This window comes from Anaerofustis stercorihominis (assembly GCF_005844425.1).
Classification (GTDB): Bacteria; Bacillota; Clostridia; order Eubacteriales; family Anaerofustaceae; genus Anaerofustis; species Anaerofustis butyriciformans.
Window position 1 is genome coordinate 14087 of the sequence record NZ_SPHL01000005.1, and the last position, 19253, is coordinate 33339.

General features: G+C 31.2%; 20 protein-coding genes and 1 tRNA gene. 5 read left to right on the forward strand and 16 right to left on the reverse strand.

Going from position 1 to position 19253, the window contains the following annotated elements:
- The first annotated feature begins 139 nt into the window (after nt 1–139).
- The 3 genes from FGQ49_RS02375 (at nt 140) to ehuA (ending at nt 2481) form a co-directional block, all read left to right on the forward strand.
- Nucleotides 140–976 (forward strand): substrate-binding periplasmic protein, encoded by an 837-nt coding sequence (locus tag FGQ49_RS02375; RefSeq protein WP_138268312.1) that lies wholly within the window; start codon nt 140–142, stop codon nt 974–976.
- 80 nt (nt 977–1056) lie between these two features.
- On the forward strand, nt 1057–1710 hold the full coding sequence (locus FGQ49_RS02380; RefSeq protein WP_138268313.1) for an amino acid ABC transporter permease: 654 nt from the start codon (nt 1057–1059) through the stop codon (nt 1708–1710).
- Nucleotides 1711–1719: 9 nt separating this feature from the next.
- On the forward strand, nt 1720–2481 hold the full coding sequence (gene ehuA, locus FGQ49_RS02385) for an ectoine/hydroxyectoine ABC transporter ATP-binding protein EhuA (RefSeq protein WP_138268314.1): 762 nt from the start codon (nt 1720–1722) through the stop codon (nt 2479–2481).
- A 25-nt stretch (nt 2482–2506) separates the two neighbouring features.
- Here the strand turns inward: ehuA and FGQ49_RS02390 are convergent, their stop codons facing one another.
- Nucleotides 2507–3859 carry an ATP-dependent metallopeptidase FtsH/Yme1/Tma family protein gene (locus FGQ49_RS02390; protein WP_138268315.1) on the reverse strand — a complete coding sequence of 451 codons (1353 nt, stop codon included), beginning with the start codon at nt 3857–3859 and terminating at the stop codon, nt 2507–2509.
- Between the two features lie 132 nt (nt 3860–3991).
- On the opposite strand from FGQ49_RS02390, the gene FGQ49_RS02395 reads away from it, so the two are divergent.
- Complete coding sequence (locus FGQ49_RS02395; protein WP_138268316.1) at nt 3992–4363, forward strand: hypothetical protein; 372 nt, start codon at nt 3992–3994, stop codon at nt 4361–4363.
- A 23-nt stretch (nt 4364–4386) separates the two neighbouring features.
- Here FGQ49_RS02395 and FGQ49_RS02400 read toward each other — a convergent pair whose 3' ends face one another.
- The 6 genes from FGQ49_RS02400 to FGQ49_RS02425 form a co-directional block, all read right to left on the reverse strand.
- Nucleotides 4387–5433, reverse strand: coding sequence for an NADH:flavin oxidoreductase (locus FGQ49_RS02400; protein ID WP_138268317.1), 1047 nt, complete (start codon nt 5431–5433; stop codon nt 4387–4389).
- Nucleotides 5434–5544: 111 nt separating this feature from the next.
- Entirely contained in the window at nt 5545–6729 is a 1185-nt protein-coding gene (rpoD, locus tag FGQ49_RS02405) for an RNA polymerase sigma factor RpoD (RefSeq protein WP_138268318.1), read from the reverse strand.
- Entirely contained in the window at nt 6729–8546 is a 1818-nt protein-coding gene (gene dnaG / locus FGQ49_RS02410) for a DNA primase (protein ID WP_138268319.1), read from the reverse strand. The genes rpoD and dnaG overlap by 1 nt, the downstream gene beginning before the upstream one ends.
- An 8-nt stretch (nt 8547–8554) precedes the next feature.
- On the reverse strand, nt 8555–9559 hold the full coding sequence (locus FGQ49_RS02415) for a deoxyguanosinetriphosphate triphosphohydrolase (RefSeq protein ID WP_138268320.1): 1005 nt from the start codon (nt 9557–9559) through the stop codon (nt 8555–8557).
- A gap of 67 nt (nt 9560–9626) precedes the next feature.
- Nucleotides 9627–10295 (reverse strand): site-2 protease family protein, encoded by a 669-nt coding sequence (locus FGQ49_RS02420; RefSeq protein WP_171020560.1) that lies wholly within the window; start codon nt 10293–10295, stop codon nt 9627–9629.
- A gap of 19 nt (nt 10296–10314) precedes the next feature.
- Nucleotides 10315–11058, reverse strand: coding sequence for a murein hydrolase activator EnvC family protein (locus FGQ49_RS02425; RefSeq protein WP_138268322.1), 744 nt, complete (start codon nt 11056–11058; stop codon nt 10315–10317).
- A 111-nt stretch (nt 11059–11169) separates the two neighbouring features.
- Between FGQ49_RS02425 and FGQ49_RS02430 the strand changes: the two genes are divergently transcribed.
- A tRNA-Leu gene (locus FGQ49_RS02430) sits at nt 11170–11255 on the forward strand.
- A 174-nt stretch (nt 11256–11429) separates the two neighbouring features.
- Here FGQ49_RS02430 and FGQ49_RS02435 read toward each other — a convergent pair.
- From FGQ49_RS02435 to FGQ49_RS02475, 9 genes are all read right to left on the reverse strand, one after another.
- Complete coding sequence (locus FGQ49_RS02435; protein WP_138268323.1) at nt 11430–11696, reverse strand: phage holin; 267 nt, start codon at nt 11694–11696, stop codon at nt 11430–11432.
- A gap of 17 nt (nt 11697–11713) precedes the next feature.
- Nucleotides 11714–12439 (reverse strand): peptidoglycan-binding protein, encoded by a 726-nt coding sequence (locus FGQ49_RS02440; RefSeq protein ID WP_138268324.1) that lies wholly within the window; start codon nt 12437–12439, stop codon nt 11714–11716.
- The gene (locus tag FGQ49_RS02445) at nt 12439–12717 is read right to left on the reverse strand and encodes a hypothetical protein (protein ID WP_138268325.1); all 279 of its coding nucleotides are present in this window, start codon (nt 12715–12717) and stop codon (nt 12439–12441) included. The genes FGQ49_RS02440 and FGQ49_RS02445 overlap by 1 nt, the downstream gene beginning before the upstream one ends.
- Before the next feature lie 455 nt (nt 12718–13172).
- A complete protein-coding gene (locus FGQ49_RS02450; protein WP_138268326.1) occupies nt 13173–13622 on the reverse strand; it encodes a hypothetical protein in 450 nt (149 codons plus the stop codon).
- The gene (locus FGQ49_RS02455; protein WP_171020561.1) at nt 13612–13896 is read right to left on the reverse strand and encodes a DUF2977 domain-containing protein; all 285 of its coding nucleotides are present in this window, start codon (nt 13894–13896) and stop codon (nt 13612–13614) included. The genes FGQ49_RS02450 and FGQ49_RS02455 overlap by 11 nt, the downstream gene beginning before the upstream one ends.
- Entirely contained in the window at nt 13896–14774 is an 879-nt protein-coding gene (locus FGQ49_RS02460) for a hypothetical protein (protein WP_138268328.1), read from the reverse strand. The genes FGQ49_RS02455 and FGQ49_RS02460 overlap by 1 nt, the downstream gene beginning before the upstream one ends.
- Nucleotides 14775–15764, reverse strand: a complete 990-nt coding sequence (locus FGQ49_RS02465; protein WP_243112207.1) for a siphovirus ReqiPepy6 Gp37-like family protein — start codon at nt 15762–15764, stop codon at nt 14775–14777.
- Nucleotides 15758–16615, reverse strand: coding sequence for a hypothetical protein (locus tag FGQ49_RS02470; RefSeq protein ID WP_138268329.1), 858 nt, complete (start codon nt 16613–16615; stop codon nt 15758–15760). Before FGQ49_RS02470 ends, FGQ49_RS02465 begins: the two co-directional genes overlap by 7 nt.
- A gap of 1 nt (nt 16616) precedes the next feature.
- Entirely contained in the window at nt 16617–19253 is a 2637-nt protein-coding gene (locus tag FGQ49_RS02475; protein WP_138268330.1) for a tape measure protein, read from the reverse strand.

Here is a 19253-nt window from a genome sequence, read left to right on the forward strand (position 1 = left end):
TAGGCTTTTTTATTTTTTATTTTGTTAAAAAGTATAAATATGCATATTTATTTATAAAAATTAATTAAACCTATTGCATTTTTTCTATATATATAGTATATTTATAAAGTATTTTTGTTATTTGGAACGGAGGAAAAAAATGAAAAAAGCAAAAAAAATTACTGCTTTGATCATTACATCAATATTAACTATTTGTTTACTTACAGGATGTGGTTCAAGTGAAGAAGTTTCAACAACTCCACAATTTGTAAAAGAAGGTACTTTGGTTGTTGGAATAGACAATACTTACCCTCCAATGGAATATGTTGATGATAATGGTAAAACAGTAGGATTTGATATTGAATTTGCAAAAGCAATCGCTGAAAAAATGGGAAGAAAAGTTGAGTTTGTAAATGTAGCTTGGGATGGAATATTTGCAGGACTTGATTCAGACAAATATGACCTTGTAATTTCTTCAGTTGGAATTAACAAGGATAGACAAGAACAGCTTGCTCTTTCAGATGCATACCTTGCAAATCAACAAGTTATCATCTCTTCAAAAAATGGTGCACAAATAAAATCAACGGATGAATTAAATGGTAAAAAAGTTGCTGTTCAAGTAAGCACAACTTCAGATGATACATGTCAATATTATTTATCTCAAGGAAATGAATTTGATTTGCGTCAATTCGATGGAATGACAGAAGCATTCGTTGCTCTTGAAGGCGGAAGCGTTGATTGTGTTGTTACAGATTTGGTTGTTGGTGAATATTATGTACATAACAGTCCTGATAAATTTATAAAAACATGTGATAAATTAACAAATGAACCAATTGCTGTTGCCGCAAAAAAATCAAATCAACCATTAATAGACGAAGTAAACAAAATTATCGAAGAATTTAAAAATGACGGAACGTTAGCAAATATATCAAAAGATATATTCGGTAAAGATTTAACAAGTAATATAGATACAACAATAAAAGGTTACGACGAATAATATGTCAGCATAAAAAGAAAACCTATATTGTATAATATAGGTTTTCTTCATTTTATAAATAAAAATTTAGGAGATTTAATATGACTAGTATACAAATCGAAAAGCTGGTTGAAGGTACAATATCAACAATAGAGCTTACAATAATAAGTATAATTCTTGGAATGATACTTGCTTTAATCTTAGCTTTTATGAGCATAGGAAAAAATAAAATTTTAAAAGGTATAGCATGGTTATATACATGGGTATTCAGAGGAACCCCTTTGCTACTTCAAATTATGGTTGTATACTTTGCAATTCCATTAATGTTTAAAGAAGTAACAGGAGAACCTTTAAACTTTGAACCTTTTACAGCTGCTATTATTTCACTTACATTGAATACTGCAGCATATACCGCAGAAATATTCAGAGCAGGGATTCAGTCAATTGACAAGGGGCAACTTGAAGCAGCAAAAGCTCTTGGAATGACCTATTCACAAGCTATGTTTAAAGTTATTATTCCACAAACATATGCAAGAGTCATCCCACCTTTTGCAAATGAATTTATCATGATTTTAAAAGATACTTCCCTTGTATCTACAATAGGTATGGCTGATTTAATGAGAGTATCAAAACAATTTGCTGCAAGCGGAGATTGGAGTTACTATTTTGTAGCCGGCGGTATATATTTGGTATTAACATCAGTATGTATCGTATTCTTCAGACATCTTGAAAAGAAATCAAGCAAATACCTATAGGAGGTTATAATGAGTACTTTAAAAGTAGAAAATTTAAAAAAAGATTTTGGAACATTAAGTGTATTAAAAGATATTAACCTTGAAGTTGAAAAAGGTGAAGTAGTATGTATAATAGGGCCTTCAGGTTCAGGTAAGAGTACATTTTTAAGATGTTTAAACCACCTTGAAAAAATGACTTCAGGAAAAATATATATAGATGATGAATTAATCTTTGACAGAAAAGATAATAAAAGTTTAATAAAAACAGACAAAGATAAACTTGTGAAACTACGTACAAAAGTTGGTATGGTTTTTCAAAGATTTAATCTTTTCCCTCATAAAACTGCCCTTGAAAATGTAACATTAGCACCAATGGTAGTAAAAAAAGTAGATAAAGATGCTATTAAAGATAAAGCTCTTGAATTACTTGATATGGTAGGTCTTAAAGATAAAGCAGACGAATATCCAAGCAGACTATCAGGAGGACAACAACAAAGGGTTGCCATAGCCAGAGCTCTTGCAATGGAACCGGAAATTATGCTTTTTGACGAAGCAACATCAGCATTAGACCCTGAACTTGTTGGAGAAGTATTAGAAGTAATGAAAAATCTTGCAAAGAAACATAATATTACAATGATCGTTGTAACTCATGAAATGGGATTTGCAAGAGAAGTTGCTGATAGAGTTGTATTTATGGCTGACGGTGTAATTGTTGAACAAGGTAGCGCAAAAGATATTATCAATAATCCTCAACATGACAGAACAAAAAAATTCTTAAAGAAAGTATTATAAAAAGACTGTTAATACAGTCTTTTTTTTATATAAGAGCCATATGAAAGATTTTTTCAAGATCTGAAGCATTCAAATCTTCTTTTTTATATAAAGTTTTAGCTATTAAATTTAAAACATTACTATTTTCGTTTAATAAACCTATAGCCTTTTCATATGCATTATCTAATATATTGCTTATTTCATGTTCTATATCTTCTTTTAAAAAATTATTTTTGTCCCCCGAAAAAATTTTATTTTTGTATTTACTCATTCCATAATCACATACCATAGAATAAGCAAGTTCATTTGCCTTTAAAATATCATTTTGCGCTCCTGTACTTATTTCACCAAATATTATTTCTTCACTTGCTCTTCCGGAAAGTAAAATACATATTTTATCTTCCAACTCATTTTTTGTCAATATCATTTTATCCTCCCCAAAAGAAGATAACACAAATCCAAGAGAAATACCATAAGGAACAATTGTTACTTTATCCGGTAAAATTCCATTTAACAAAAAACTTATAAGCGTATGCCCTGCTTCATGAAAAGAAACTATTCTTTTTTCCTTATTGCTTAAGACCATACTTTTATTTTTAAGTCCTGCAGTTGTTTTTATTATTGCCTTATCAAAATCTTCGTTATTTATAGCCTTCTTACCTTTTCTAATTGCGAGGAGTGCAGATTCGTTAACGATATTAGCAAGATGAGCACCGCTTAAACCATTTGTTTTTTCAACAACACTGTCGATTTTAAAATTCTTTGCAATAGGTTTATTTTTAATATGGTATTTTAAAATTTCTCTTCTTGTAATAGCAGAAGGATTTCCTACAAAAATATGCCTGTCAAACCTTCCCGGTCTAAGCAAAGCCTTATCAAGCATATCTATTCTGTTTGTTGCTCCCATAACAACAACACCGCTGTTATCACTAAATCCATCTAATTCAATCAAAAACTGATTTAATGTTTGATCTCTTTCAGAGTTATTATCAGTGTTCCTACTAACTCCTATTGCATCAAGCTCATCTATAAAAATAATTGCGGGAGCTTTTTTTCTTGCTTTTTCAAATAAGGCTCTTATCCTGCTTGCACCGATTCCTACAAATTTTTCTATAAATTCACTTCCTGAAGCATAAATAAATGTTGCCTTACACTGCCCGGCTAAGGCCTTTGCTATTAAGGTTTTTCCCGTTCCGGGAGGACCATACAGTAAAACACCCCTTGGAATTTTCGCACCAAAGCTTTTATATTTTTGAGGTTTATCCAAAAAGTCGCTTATTTCCAATAATTCTTCTTTAATCTCATCAAGTCCGGCAACCGATGAAAAATCTATATCAGATTTTATTACGCCCGATTCTTCTGATTTATTATTAAAAAAATTAATATACGAATGTCTCATTATCTATCTCCCAATTTGTTTATGCAATTGATATTATTGCTTTTAATTTGAAAATTTATACAAATACTAAAAATAAAAATATTTTTTATTTATAAAATATGTTATAATGATGGAAATACAGGAGGTTACAAAATGAACAAAGACGAATTAATTAACAAAGCCAGTGAATTTATCGGAGAAGCAACAGAAAAAACAAAACAAATTTCATCTGAAGTAATAGAAGCATCAAAAAACTTTGCAGAATCTGCTAAAAAAACAATTAAAGCAGAAAAACTTGATTATCAAATTTCAAGAAAATACAGAGAAATTGGTAAATTAATTTATGCAGCATATGAAGAAGAAGGAACGTATGACCATGTTGCAGACGAATTATGTGAAGAAATCAATGCATTATTTGATCAAATCATTGCAATCAAATTAGGTGAAGATGCTGATATTTCAGAAGAAGAAAAAGAAGATATCATTCATGAAATCAACGTTGATATCGAAGAAGAAGACGAATAAAAAAGACGCATAAGCGTCTTTTTTTAATATAGTGTTTCATTGTTTTTTATTAAATTTGGACATTTATTATCGCCACCGTTAAGTTTACATTTAGGTTTACAATGATAACAATAATTTATAGGAATATTATTTTTAGCTTTATATGCCCACTGATAATCAGATAATAACTCTCTTCCTATCGCTGTAAAGTCACAATATTCTTCTTCTAAAAGTTTTTCCGCTCTTTCAGGTGTTGAGATTCTATTAACGGCTATTACAGGAATGTTTACATTTTCTTTTATTATTTTTGCACTTGTAACTACTTCATTAAATTCATGTTCTTTATCCTCTAAAGATGAAGATGCATCAAAGGCAGAAGAAATATCAAGAACGTCTACCCCTGCCATCTCAAGCATTTTAGCACCCTTTTTTACATCTTCTATATCATCCATATTAACTCCAAGTCTGTAATAAATAGGATAATCCTCTCCTACAGCTTCTCTTACGGCTCTTACAACTTCTAAAGGAAATCTATATCTATCTTCTATATTATCAAACCCATATTCATCATTTCGTTTATTATATTTTTTTAAAGTAAATTCACAAAGTAAGTATCCGTGAGCTCCATGAATTTCAACAGCTTTAAAACCTGCTTTTTTTGCTCTTAAAGCAGCATTTTTAAAATCATCAATTGATTTTTCAATATCTTCTTTTGTCATTTCTCTTCCAAAACCATCAATTACACTGGGACCATAAGGACATTCACTTAACTTTGCTTTTAGTCCTGCATTATGAAGCTGTATAACACTGAAAGCTCCATTAGAATTTAAGGCTGCTGCAAGTTTAGAAAGATCATCTATAAACTTATCATCCCAAACACCTATTTGATTCCAAGCTTTTTGACTCCCATCAACGCCGCTTGCTTCAACAATGATTGTGCCTACTTCTTTCTTTGCTCTTTTTTCATAATAACTTATATGTTTTTCATCTATAAAACCATCTTCCCTAACCAAAGAAAAAGTAACCATAGGTGGCATAACAACTCTATTTTTTATTAGGTTACCTTTTAGCAAATAACTATCAAACAACATACTACACACCTCCAATTTATATCATTATACCACTATACATATAATATTTTTTAATTATTAAATCAAATGTAGTAAATCAAAATAAAAAAAGCCATTTAAAATGGCTTTTTTCTATAAGAAATCTCTTAATTTTTTACTTCTGGTTGGGTGTCTTAATTTTCTAAGAGCTTTTGCTTCAATTTGTCTTATTCTTTCTCTTGTTACGCAGAATATATCCCCTACTTCTTCAAGAGTTCTTGGTCTTCCATCTTCTAAACCAAATCTTAAAATAAGAACTTTTGCTTCTCTATCTGTTAAAGTTTTTAATACTTCAAAAAGTTGAGATCTAAGAAGCATATAACTTGCAGCTTCTTCAGGAGCAACTGCATCATCATCAGGAATAAAATCACCTAAATGAGAATCTTCTTCTTCACCTATAGGTGTTTCTAAAGATACCGGATCTTGTGATATCTTCATAATATCTCTGACTTTTTCTTCCGGTAGTCCCATTTCTTTAGCTATTTCTGCAGCATTTGGATCTCTTCCCAAATCTTGAATAAGCATTCTTTGAACTCTTTTTAATTTATTTATAGTTTCAACCATATGAACAGGTATTCTAATTGTTCTTGCTTGGTCTGCAATAGCTCTTGTTATAGCTTGTCTAATCCACCATGTAGCATATGTAGAAAACTTAAATCCTTTTGTGTAATCAAATTTTTCAACAGCTTTTAAAAGCCCCAAATTACCTTCTTGAATTAAATCAAGGAAAGACATACCTCTGTTAACATATCTTTTTGCAATACTTACAACAAGTCTTAAATTGGCTTCACACAATTTTTTTCTTGCTTCAACATCGCCATTTTCTATTCTTTTTGCAAGTTCCATTTCTTCTTCGGCATGCAATAAATCAACTTTACCGATTTCTTTTAGATACATTCTAACAGGGTCATTTATATGTACAGAAGGCTCATATCCTTTTATATCTGTCTTTTTTATATCTATATCATCATCTTTTAAATCATCATCCAAAAGCTCATCAACATCTTTATCAATATCATCATCTTGAAGAACAATTCCTTCTTTAAAGAAAAATTCTAAAATTTGGTCTATTTCATCACTGCTTAGATTTAAATCTGTAAAATGTTGATTCATTTCACTTTGATTTACTACACTTTCTTTTTTTGCCCATTCTTTTATATCATCAATAGATTTTAACTTTTTAACCTCTTTTCTAACTGCGTCTTTTTTAGATGTCTTCTTTTTTGAATTTTTACCCACTACTTCAATAGTAACATTACTTGTATTTTCTTGACTCATTATATTAGAGTACCTCCATTTTTTGCTTTTAAAAGATCAGATTTTAATTTATAAAATTCGGCTATCAAAACATCTAACATTTCTTTATCTTCAGAATCCTGAATATCTTTAATTGCATTTTTAACATTCATAATTTTTCTGTTAATATTATTTATTATGAGTGTTTGTCTCGCTTTTATTACATCATCCCAAGTTATATTTTGATCTAAAGACACGATTCTTGACATGGTTGTAGCCAATTTATCATTATAATCAAACAACTCTATAAAGTCAACCTTTTTTGCATTATTTATACAAAAAACAATTTTTTCATATATTTTTTTATAATCATCTCCCACAAATACATTTTCATCAATATTAATATCTTTTATTTTATCAATATCTAAAGCATTTTCTACCATATATCTTAAAATAATTTCTTGTGCATTTATAATCTTTTTCATTATTTGGTTTTTTTTGTTTGCAGTTTCATTTTTATTTTTTCCAATTAAATGATTAGGTGTTATATAACTATTTGTATTTACTTCACTTTCAATAGTTGAAATTTCGGCCCCTGTCTTGTGATGTAAATATTTTATATAGAATTCTTTTCTTACATTATCATCAACTTTACCTATAATAACGCATGCTTTTTTAATAAAATCAACCTTTTCCCAATTATCAAGTAAGTTATGATTTTTTTCTAATAATTTTATTCTAAATTCAATACTGTCAATTCCATTTTCCACCAAATTATTAAACTTCTCTATGCTATTATTTAGAATATAACTATCAGGATCATCACCCTCAGGGAGTCTTACAACCTTAGGATAAATATTTGCACTTTCAAGTATTTCACAAGCTTTAATTGTTGCATTTAATCCTGCCGTATCAGAATCGTACATAACAACAACATTTTTTGTATATCTATTTATTAACTTTGCATGATTTATATTAAACGCTGTTCCAAGTGTGGCTACAGAATTGTTTATTCCATTATTTACAAGAGAAATAACATCCATATACCCCTCTACCAAAATAAGAGGTTTTTGAGGAAGTTCTTTTCTTGCATTATTTAAATTATATAATGTGGAGTTCTTCTTAAATACAATGGTTTCAGGTGAATTTAAGTATTTGGGAGCATTTTTTACATCTTTATATATTCTTCCCCCAAAAGCTATAAGTTTTCCATTTACATCTTGAATAGGAAACATTATTCTATCTCTAAAATAATCATAAACTCCCCCATCTTCTTTAGTTCTTACAAGCCCAGCTTTTATTAGAACATTAACAGAATATTTTTTTTCTTTTACCAAATAATTATATAACCCGTCAAAACTATTCAAAGAATATCCAAGTCCAAATTTTTTTATGGTCTCTTTACTAAGCCCTCTATTTAATAAATAATTTAATGTAACTTTATTATGAATTAAATTTTTATAAAAATAATTTGCAGTATCTTTTATACAATTGTAAAGTTCCTGTTTTTGATTATAGCTTATGGAATTTTCACTGCTTCTTGTATAATTGCCGTTTTCTTCATATTGAACATTTACACCTTCCAAATCGGCTAACATTTCAACTGCAGAAGAGAAATCCAGCTTATTAATTTCCATCAAGAAATCCAGTACATCTCCGTTTGCACCACACCCAAAGCAGTGATATCTATTCATATCCGGAGTAACTATAAAAGAAGGAGTCTTTTCCGTATGGAATGGACACCTTGCCTTATATCTGTTTCCGCTTCTGGTAAGAGGAACGTACTGATTTATTATACCTACAATATCTGCATCATCAACTAATCTTCTAATAAAATCTTTTTTAAAATATCCTTTCATAAAACTCCTTACATTCCCCAATAAGCATTTGGAATAAATAACTCTTTATACATATTAATTGCATATATATCAGACATACAAGCTACATAATCGCAAACAACTCTGTCTAAATTATCACAATTAACTCTTACATAAAATTCTTCTAACATTTTATCAGGATGCTTCATAAAATACTCATAAAGTCTTTTTACTATGGTTTTACCTTTATCGCCCTCTTCCATAGCTCTTTTAGAATGATATACATTTTTAAATAAGAAACTTCTAAGTCCCATAGTTGCTTCAAATATCTCATCGCTCATTTTTATTTTATTTTTATCATAGCTGTTCTTAATAATATCCAAAATCATTGTGTTTATTCTTTTGGAGTTTGTTTCTCCCAAAATATCAGTATATTCTTTTGGAATATCTGAAGGTTTTAAGACACCAAAACGGATTGCATCATCAATATCATGATTGATATATGCAATTTTATCGGAAAAGAAAACTATTTCACCTTCTAATGTACTAGGCTTAAAACCATGACAATGATTCTTTATTCCGTCAATAACTTCGTAAGTAAGATTAAGTCCTTTCCCATCTGATTCAATTTCTTCAACTACTCTTACACTTTGTAAATTATGTTTAAATTCAAAGGGGCAAATCTCATTTAAAATCTGTTCCCCGCTATGACCAAAAGGAGTATGTCCCAAATCATGACCAAGTGCAATTGCTTCAGTTAAATCTTCATTTAAACAAAGAGCTCTTGCAATACTTCTTGATATTTGAGATACCTCAAGAGTATGAGTTAGCCTTGTTCTGTTATGATCTGTTTCAGGTGAAATAAACACCTGAGTTTTATGCTTTAACCTTCTAAAAGATTTTGAATGAATTATTCTGTCTCTATCTCTTTCAAAATCTGTCCTTATCTCACATGGTGTTATTTCTTTTTTTCTTCCTTTTGTATTTACAACTTTAAAAGCATATTTATTTAATCTTTTTAATTCTTCTTGTTCTTTTTGTTTCCTTATATTCATTATTACTCCTAATATAACAAACTACTTTATATTATAGCACATATGTTTTATTTTTTAGTATTGATAATTATTTTAAATAACCATTATTTAATATTTTATTCTTATTTTCGTTTATATATGAAAAATAATTTTTTTCTTTTTCACTCTTTATATTATTCAAAAGAAAAACAGATAAAAAAATCAGCAAAACATTCTTACTTCCAAGAAGTAATACATAAATTCCAAGCATTAAAATACCCATATCGATTATTATACTTATCAGCTTTATATATTTAAATGAATCTAGCTTATTTAATTTTAAATTCAAAAGCGTAAAAAGACACTTTGAAGCATCCAAAGGTATTGTAGGAATTAAATTTATAGAACCTATAAGAATATTATAGAAAATAAAAAAATCATAAGAAGGTATATACAAATAATAAGATGAAAAGACAATTATACCTGCAAAAATAAAATTTGACATCGGACCGGATAAATAAAGACAAAGTGCTTTATCTGCACGTAAGGCATCACAACTATATGAAATTTTTGCACCAAAAGGTAAAAATTTTATGTTATTTATCTTAACATCAAATACCTTTGCACAAATAAGATGCGATGCCTCATGAATTAAAATAGTAAACAAAAAAATCAAAAAATTTACAAATCCACTTTGAGAATAAATAATTAAAAGAGCAAATAAACTAAGAGAAGTTAGTGTAAATTTACTCAAAAAAGGCTTAAACTTATCAAACATAATACTCCTTTTTCAAAAATTATTTTTCGTTTTCCTTATTATCATCTATATCCATATAAGAAATAGGATCAACAGCAGTATTATCAACCCACACTTCAAAACCTAATATGTCACCACTTTCTTCACTACCCATAGAGCCTATCAAATCTCCGGTTTTTACATTATCGCCTACTTTTACAAAGGTACTTTTTACACCATCATATACGACCGTAGTATCATTTCCAACATCAAATACAACCCTGCTGCCACCGTAAGAACTAGATACAATATTAGAAACTACTCCCCCTATACTTGCAAAAACCTCCTCGCTCTTACTTGTTTGAATTTCAATTCCCCTTGGCTTTACTGTTGTATTAAAAACAGGGTGAGTTGTATCCTCAAAAGTTGTTATAACTTCTCCATTTACAGGCATTTCCAATTTTAAAGTATTTGATGAGCTATTAACACTGCTCTTTTCTCCATTAAAAACACTTGCCGTATTATTTACAAAAGAAACAACTTTATCTTTCGTTTCACCAAAAGACAAAAATTCACTGTTAAAGACTTCTGAAATCTTTGAAGTTAAAGAAGACGGTAATTTTACATCAAACATGTCCATTGAAACATAAGAAATAGCAATAATAACTAAAAATATCATTATATTTAAAAACCTGTCTTTTTTTACTTTTGTATTCTTTTTGCTGTTATATCGACTTTGATTATAATTATAATAATTTTTTCTTTTTTTATTTGTTTTTGAATTTCTGCTATATTTACTATACATAATAACACCTCTTATATTTATCTCACTTAAGTATATTAATCAAAGTAAAAATTATTCATAATATTTAACTTGAAAAGAAAAAAAGATTTGTATATAATGTATAAGAATAATGCGAGTGTGCTGGAATAGGCAGACAGGCACGGTTGAGGGCCGTGTGTCCCAAGGACGTATGGGTTCAAGTCCCATCACTCGCACCAGTTTTTTAAATTTGTAGAAATACAAAAACCACGTAAACACGCATAAATAAAGGGTTTTACAGAATAATAATATTTGTACAAATATTAAAAATATGCGGTCAAATATAAAAAAGTGCGGTCAAAAGTGCGGTCAAATATAAACAAAAAATAAGGGGCTTTAAGCCCCTTTTGTTATTATTTAATTTTTTCATCTGTTAAAAGATTCTCTCTATACTTATCAGCCTCAATAGCTTCTTTTGTAAAAGAGTTGTTTTTCCAAAATGCAAGAACAGCCGAAACAATTGTAGTTACTCCAGTTACAACTGTGTAAATTGTGTTTTCATCAATATTTAACTCAGTAAGTCCAAATATACCACAAGCTCCATTTATCAAACTTACAAATAAAAAAAGCGTCCTTGTAATAGTACCGCTTGAAACATTTTTTAAATCAATATTTTTCATTCTGTTACCTCCCTAAATTATACATTTATATGAACGGCTTCACCCATTCCAGCAGTGCCATAATAACAATATTTAGCTCCGTATTCATAAGCTTTTGCCTTAATTTTAGCCTTATCAACTCCGGCAATATAAATATCTGCTGCTTTACCATATTGGTGTTGTGAATTGCTAACACATCCGACTTCTGCATTATGTTTTTTACATCTAAGCCCTGATGTAATTGTTATTGGCTTGCCAAAATATGCCCTTAATTTTTCTAAAATATCAATAAGCTTTGAACTCATCTCTGCGGGGTAACCATTACAATATTTTCCTCTGCACTGACATTTAAACTCTGATTTTTTGAAATACTTAACCTTATCCCAATTCACTTTTGAAGATGAAGAACTTGAAGAAGATGTATTCTTCAAAGCCTTAATAGTATTACTTCCTGCAATACCGTCCTGAGATAAACCTTTCTTCCTTTGAAATGACTTAATAGCTGAAATTGTAGCCGTTCCAATTATTCCGTCAACACTAAGTTTATTTCCTTGTTTATTAAGTAAAGTTTGTAAATTTTTAATGTCTTTTATTAAGGCTGAATCTGTCTTACTTCCATAAATTCCGTCTTGTGTCAATCCTTTAAACTTTTGATAACTCTTCACAGCTGATTTTGTCTTGCTTCCGACTTTTCCGTCAACACTTCCGGTATAAAATCCATAATAGTATTTTAAATTAGATTGATAATTTTTTATGCTTAACACTAATGTCCCTCCTTATTTTCAAGTTTTATTATTCTTAATTCATGTTCATCAAGTATCTTATCTTGTTTTTCGTTATATTCCCAAAGTCTTTTTCTCTTCATTGCAAGCTCTTCTCTGTTTTCTTTAAATTCCTCTTTCAATTCTTTTAATACATCATTTAGATGATTCAGAGAAGATTCTATCTTGCTTACAGCTCCAGCAAACTTTGTTATGTTGATAATCACCGTTAAAATCAAACCAACAAGTGCAATGATTATTGTAATTTGTCCCTCTGTCATCTCATAAAATCACTCCTTCAAATTTTTATTAAAATCACTAAAAAAAGGCTTTATGTAAGCCTTTCTAAGGTTTTTTATTTTTAAACCAAAAACCTCTCTTTTTTTGCTTGTCCAAAAAAAGAGGTAAAAAGGACACTTCTCGGCGAAGTGCCTTACAACGCTTTTCGATACCTGCGTAAAACTCTACACGAGTTTTGCTGGCAGAAAAGCTACCCCAAGCCCAAATGAATGAAAATATGGTTAAATACTACCCTCTCCAATAATAATTTAGGGCGGTGGTAGCATTCCAGCTCTAAAAATATGGGTAATATTTTTAGAAAGCTTCGGAATGCGTTATAAGCCTTCACGGCGTTTGAGTGAAAGCCTTTTTCCCATATTTTTGGGCTTTGGCAAAAATATGGTGGGGTTCTTAAGGGGTAACACCCCTTAAATAAGGGTTGTTAAGGGAGAATCCCTTAAAGTGTTACTTCTTCCCAACCTGTCGGATACGCTGTCGGTGTCCATACGTTATTATCTATCTTTGAACGATACACCTTTCCGTTTTCTGTACAGCACTCATCTTTCATGTACATACCGCTTGTTCCAAGAGGTGTAACATAAGGCTTTGCTTTTAATGGGTCTTTTGTGTGGCATAAGCTCCACTGTGCCCTTAAATTTTCGGGGTGGTCTTTGTAAACTGTACTGTCATAAGGTTGTAATAACTGCCATACTTGTCCGTTATCTTTTACTACCTGCCCCTTTGTCCAGTTTAAATACTGATGTAAATTAGGGTTAAAATCTGGAATATCATCTTCCCTGTCGATTATCGCCGTTCCGTCTAACTCTGGGGCTTTTTCTTGAAACAAGGTTGCTGAATTTAATCCTACCTCTCTCATTTTACTTAGTACATATTCTTTAGATTCCATAACTGTTTACCCCCTCTTTTATAGCATTTGCCAGCTCATCATAAGTTACATAGTCCCCTGTTGGTTCAGGTTCTGGCTCAGGCTCATTTTGTTCATCCTCCCATTCCTTTTTCTTTTCTTCATCAAGTGTCAATATTCCGTTTTCGTATTTGTAAACAAAACATGGTAAATCATTAAAATCTTCAACACTTAAATCAGTTTCAATACTGTTTTCAACGTCTCCGACAGTTGCAAAAGCAACAATATATTTATTTTCATCTAAACTTATTTTCATTATTTTACCCCCCATACATTTCTGATATAATATTCAGTGGCTCCTCCAATAGACTGCCCCGCTCTGATTATAACGTTATGAAACGGATTATCGATTGTAATTTTGTTTGGCTGTGACGGGTCAAATATCATTCTCCCCGAGTATAGAACTATGGCATTTGTATTCCATTGAGTATGGGCTACGGCATCAGTACATAAAGGAGACTGTCCTCCGTAATCACTCAACAATGACGGGTCAATGGTCACGTATGAGCCATATCCAAACGGAATACCCGTCTGACCTGAACTAATTAAAAAGCAAAGTGTCCTGTAATTTTGAACATTATCATTTAAAGTTAAAGAACCTGTTTTAACCGCTCCGTCAAACAGCTTTACTCTTTTAACTTGAATAGCTTCCGTAAAAGCAGACTCAACATTTAAAAGAGTATCCACACTTTCGATATTAATACCGTTTAAATTAACTTGAAATACGGGTAGTTCCGCAACCAAATCTCCGTTATCAATATTACCTTCTGTATAACTTGGAACAGCTGGGGTAGTTGTTGAAGGGGTACCTTGTATTACCTTTAAGCTTACATTTTCAACCTGTGTTTCGCTATTTTTTTCATACCTTGCAACAATTAAATCTATTCTATTTTCTCCTGCGGTTCCGTTGTTTATTGTTAGGCTGTCGTAGGTGTTCATATCAATAGAGCAAAACTTGCCCTGCATGTTTAATATTCCACTTCTTACTCTTATTTCATTGTTACTTATAACCTCTGCTTTTAAATTCTCTCCCACAGAAATAATGCAGTCATCTTTCCAAATCCCACGGTGCCACATTGCATCCTGCATGGATGTCACATGATCTTCTTCTTGGTAGCCTGTTATTAATTCCATTTAATCATCTCCTTCAATTTTATATTCTATGCTTTCCTGCCCGTTATCCACTGTATATATCTTGTTTACTACCGGGCTTTTTAAACTGTTTCCCGTTATATAGTCTCTTCCGCCGATTATATCCCCAATTTCAATATCTATATTTAAAGTATTTATATCCATACTAAAAGTCTTTGTGTTTTTTATTTCATTAAGTTTTTCAATTCCTCTTTCCTTTAATTCGTCGCTTTCCGAGTTTGTATCTTCATAAACTTCTGCTATCTCTTCAAGACCTTTATAGTATTTATTTTCGGTTATTTCTCCGTTTTCCCCTACATATAAATCTATTACCACCCTGTCAGTAAGTTCTCCCTTACCTAAACATACAAGGTGGTTTACTCCGTTGTTATTTTCTTTAAATATAAAGTCCAGCAAATTATCCTGTGAAAGTTCAAAAGTGCCAGAATAATCTATAATGGGAGTAGAAGAAAGAAGAGCATACCCCCTTTCTCCCTTTTGCCCTTGAATGTATTTAATGCTTAATTTATAATTTACACTTTTTAGCATCTTTTCAATTCCCTTAAGTAAAGTACAGTATCGGTCAAACTTAAAATTACTTATGTTTATTCCCGTATCAACTTCAGAGACACTAAAAAAAGAGCCTATGCCCTCTTCATCAATAAGTGATTTTATTATGGAATTAATCTCCCCGCTTACCTGTTTATATGCTTGATTTTTTGGTGGAACTATAATTTTTTTATTTAATATTCCCCTAAGACAATAACCCTTTATTATAACGGTGTTATCACTTGTATTTGTTTCAATACCTCCGATTATTCCCGCATATTCACTGTTTGGAATAAAAATAATATTACCGTACCTAATACTTTCATCATAATCTATGGGAGAAATAGTAATAGTAAAATCCATCGTATCCCCAAGGTCAAAATCAAATTTTGAATACTTAAGATATTTTATTTCCCTTCCATTACTGTCTGCTATTATTACCACTTCGGCTCGCTCCTTTTTTCATATAATTTTAGAGTAAACTTAAAATCTCCCCTCCAGTTAAAAGTAAGTCTTCCGGGAGGTATTTTGTTAAATACACTGTTTTCTTTTCCCCTTAAATCAAAGATATTAAGTGTTGTTCCGTTGTTTCTGTATTTTATTACGCTTTTTTCTTCATTTACGCTTTTTATTATTAAATATTCATAATTTTCAAGGGTATCAAATACTTCATAAGGATAATTATTTATTAGTATTCTCGGATTGACACAAGGCCCGTATATAATAAGCTCGAAATCACTATATGAAAAGTTATCTGTCTGCCAATAACTTATACCTCTTTTTACAGGAGTGTAATTGTATGGATAATTATAAGGATAGTTTAGTCCATTAACACTTGAAGTTCCTCCCCCTGTAAAATCTCTTTGCTGTTCTTTTATCCAGTATGGATTTGCACTTACCACCTTAAAGTCATTAAACATAAAAGGTAGCCCCATGTTCCAGTCGGACTTTACCGATTCATATATTCTGCAGGGCAGATAATATCCCGTATCAGTGTATAACTTACCGTCACTGTCATTTATAATGTCATACTCAAACACTTCAAATATATGGTTAAAGTATTCTTTTATTTTTTCTTCTCTTTCTTCTTTTGTCATATCAAAGGGAGGAATAACGGCAATTTTTATGCTTTTTTGCGTTATACCTTTTTTAAAAGAAGTTATCTTATTTGAATCGGTATTTTCCTGTGTTTCATAACTCCAGGAATAATCAAGCAGGTCCCCCTCCTGAAAAACATAAGGATAATCGGTAAAATCTATCTTTTCATTATTGGAATTTACATAATAAAAATTCATCCTATCCCCTCCTAAATCCAAGATTAGAAACCATTCTTGCCACTTCTCTGTTATCTGTCACCATTCTTATGTTGCCAACCCCTCTTTCAAGAGAGTTTGCAATCTGACTTCCTTGATTTGATACTGCACTTACTATATATTCCCCTAAAGCATAAACATCAAAAGAAGAAGTATTGTTATTAAGCCTTGCGGATTCTTTGGCATATTTAACGCTTAAGTCGTGAGGGATTACCTGTGAACCGTTTGGAAGATAAGTAAGCTCTCCTCTTCCTGCTTCATTCATATAAGCAAAACCGCCTTGCCAGTTATCAGTTCCTCTCTTTAAATAAGGGATAGTACTTATGCTTATTCCTACAATACTTCCTATATCATTAATAACTCCTATGGCAGTATTTACCTTTCCTATAACAGAGTTTATAACTCCTTTTATTTTTCCAACAACTCTGGATACTGCTCCTGAAATTGAATTAAACACCCCGCTTACAACTCCTGTTAACCCTTTCCATGAAGTTTTTATTTTATTAAACACATTTGTAATAATTGTTTTTACTTTATTAAACGTGCTTGTAACAGGAGATATAACTTTTTTAATTACGCTTATAATAAGATTAATAGCTCCGCCTATTACCGTTTTTATACCGTTCCATACTGTTGTAATAATGCTTTTAACCGTATTAAATATAGTGCTTACAGCCGATATAACAGATGAAACAACCGTTATTATGTTTGTTATAACCGTTGCAATAAAGGAAATTATAGGCGTTACAACACTTATTATTCCCCCTATAACCGATGTAGCAATCGTTAAAATTTTTAAAATAATAGGAATAACAGTTGAACCTATAATACTTATTATTGTTTGAATAATAGGCATAAGTGCACTTGTCACAGTCATAGCGACTTTTGCTATGGCACTTATAATCGTTTGAATTTTAGGAACAATGGTATTTAAAAATTTTATGATAACAGGTGCCGCACTTGTAATAAACCCTCCAATCATGCTAATTATATTTGATATAACAGGGGCAAGTTTTTGAAGAGTCGAGCCTATGACAGAACCAACAGTATTTGCAATATTTGAAAGTATCGGCATTAAAGCAGATAAAACAGACTGAACGGAAGTCATAACGGAATTTATAACACTCATAACACTATTTCTAAAACTTTCGTTTGTTTTCATTAAATATGTAATAACACCGATAATTGCAGTTATTGCTGCAATAGCTATTGCCACAGGTCCCGTTATGGCGGTGAATACTCCCGCAAGTGCCGCCTTAAGACCACCCACGGCAGCTATTTTTGCACTTAAAGCTCCAAATGCACCAGTAGCAGAACCAATAAAAGAAAATACTTTCCCTAATATTGATAGAATAGGACCAATAGATACTATAAAAACAGTCCCAAAAGCTGCAGTTTTTCCTACAACAGCCTGCATTACAGGAGTTAAAGAGTTAAACCATGTTATTATACCCTTTACTTTATTTACTACATTTGAAAAGCTTTCTCCAAATTTTACACCAAGTTCACTTGCCTTAACTTCCAATGTAGAAAGATAAGAAGTAAACTCACTCATTAGTGGTTTTAACTGAGAGAAAAAACCTCCGCCTTTGCCGCCTGCATCTAAAAAGTTTGCACCTATTCTGGAAAGAGATGCTCCTATATTTGCAAGAGAAGCAGAAAAAGAAGCCTCTCCCATTATCTTTGCTGCTCCGCCTATATTTTTTTCAATAGCAGAATATAACATTTCAGAAGATATTCCACCTTCGCTCGCAAGCTGTTTTACTTCTGACGCAGCAATTCCTGCCTCATCTGCAAGCCATTGATATACAGGCAGTCCTCTGTCTGCAAGCTGTTCTAAATCTTCAGTATAAACTGTCTGTCCTGTCTGTACTTTGTTTAAAATAGAACCCATTTCAGACATAGAAACACCTGCAATAGCAGCCGCATCTGCAGTCATACTTAAATATTTGGTAAGTTCTTTACCTGGTTTTATACCTGCTGCCACAGCATTTGCCGCAGTAGTTGCAGCTTCATCAAGTCCAAATGCAGTTCCTTTTACCGATATGGTAGCAGAGTTCATAATCTCTTCAACTGTTTTAGCATCATGACCTAACCCTTTTAACTTTGCCTTAGCATTATCAATGCCGACAAGCCTGTCAAATCCTTTTACAAGGGTAATACCGGATAAAGCACTTGTTGCTATCATTGCCGGTTTAGTAATAGAGTTTGTAAGCTTATCTCCTACTTTTTCAAGTCCGGAACCTACACTTGAAAACTTCTTTGATATATAATCTAATTTTGCAGAAACTTTATTAAGATCTTCCACTTGCTGATTTGAAGATTGTTTTGAAGAATATCCAATATCAGCATAAGCTTTCTTCATTGCTTCTGATTTAGTCATACCCGCTTTTTGATATTCTGCTGCAGATTTCATTACATCACTTCTTAACTCATTAACTGTCTTTCCACTTTCTTCAGCAATTTGAGATAAGCTTTTTCCAAATTGTTGATTTACATTTTTTAAAGATGATGGAATTTTCTTTTCAAATGCTTCAGAAGATGCTTGAACTTTTGATATTGCTTTTTGGAAATTACTACTATCTGCCGTAATTTTTGCACTAAGTGTATAATCAGCCAT

What these genes read in the sequence shown, in the direction of transcription:
- FGQ49_RS02375 (WP_138268312.1), top strand. Translation starts at nt 140, where the DNA reads ATGAAAAAAGCAAAAAAAATTACTGCTTTGATCATTACATCAATATTA.
- FGQ49_RS02380 (WP_138268313.1), top strand. Translation starts at nt 1,057, where the DNA reads ATGACTAGTATACAAATCGAAAAGCTGGTTGAAGGTACAATATCAACA.
- ehuA (WP_138268314.1), top strand. Translation starts at nt 1,720, where the DNA reads ATGAGTACTTTAAAAGTAGAAAATTTAAAAAAAGATTTTGGAACATTA.
- FGQ49_RS02390 (WP_138268315.1), bottom strand. Translation starts at nt 3,859, where the DNA reads ATGAGACATTCGTATATTAATTTTTTTAATAATAAATCAGAAGAATCG.
- FGQ49_RS02395 (WP_138268316.1), top strand. Translation starts at nt 3,992, where the DNA reads ATGAACAAAGACGAATTAATTAACAAAGCCAGTGAATTTATCGGAGAA.
- FGQ49_RS02400 (WP_138268317.1), bottom strand. Translation starts at nt 5,433, where the DNA reads ATGTTGTTTGATAGTTATTTGCTAAAAGGTAACCTAATAAAAAATAGA.
- rpoD (WP_138268318.1), bottom strand. Translation starts at nt 6,729, where the DNA reads ATGAGTCAAGAAAATACAAGTAATGTTACTATTGAAGTAGTGGGTAAA.
- dnaG (WP_138268319.1), bottom strand. Translation starts at nt 8,546, where the DNA reads ATGAAAGGATATTTTAAAAAAGATTTTATTAGAAGATTAGTTGATGAT.
- FGQ49_RS02415 (WP_138268320.1), bottom strand. Translation starts at nt 9,559, where the DNA reads ATGAATATAAGGAAACAAAAAGAACAAGAAGAATTAAAAAGATTAAAT.
- FGQ49_RS02420 (WP_171020560.1), bottom strand. Translation starts at nt 10,295, where the DNA reads ATGTTTGATAAGTTTAAGCCTTTTTTGAGTAAATTTACACTAACTTCT.
- FGQ49_RS02425 (WP_138268322.1), bottom strand. Translation starts at nt 11,058, where the DNA reads ATGTATAGTAAATATAGCAGAAATTCAAAAACAAATAAAAAAAGAAAA.
- FGQ49_RS02435 (WP_138268323.1), bottom strand. Translation starts at nt 11,696, where the DNA reads ATGAAAAATATTGATTTAAAAAATGTTTCAAGCGGTACTATTACAAGG.
- FGQ49_RS02445 (WP_138268325.1), bottom strand. Translation starts at nt 12,717, where the DNA reads ATGACAGAGGGACAAATTACAATAATCATTGCACTTGTTGGTTTGATT.
- FGQ49_RS02450 (WP_138268326.1), bottom strand. Translation starts at nt 13,622, where the DNA reads ATGGAATCTAAAGAATATGTACTAAGTAAAATGAGAGAGGTAGGATTA.
- FGQ49_RS02455 (WP_171020561.1), bottom strand. Translation starts at nt 13,896, where the DNA reads ATGAAAATAAGTTTAGATGAAAATAAATATATTGTTGCTTTTGCAACT.
- FGQ49_RS02460 (WP_138268328.1), bottom strand. Translation starts at nt 14,774, where the DNA reads ATGGAATTAATAACAGGCTACCAAGAAGAAGATCATGTGACATCCATG.
- FGQ49_RS02470 (WP_138268329.1), bottom strand. Translation starts at nt 16,615, where the DNA reads ATGAATTTTTATTATGTAAATTCCAATAATGAAAAGATAGATTTTACC.
- FGQ49_RS02475 (WP_138268330.1), bottom strand. Translation starts at nt 19,253, where the DNA reads ATGGCTGATTATACACTTAGTGCAAAAATTACGGCAGATAGTAGTAAT.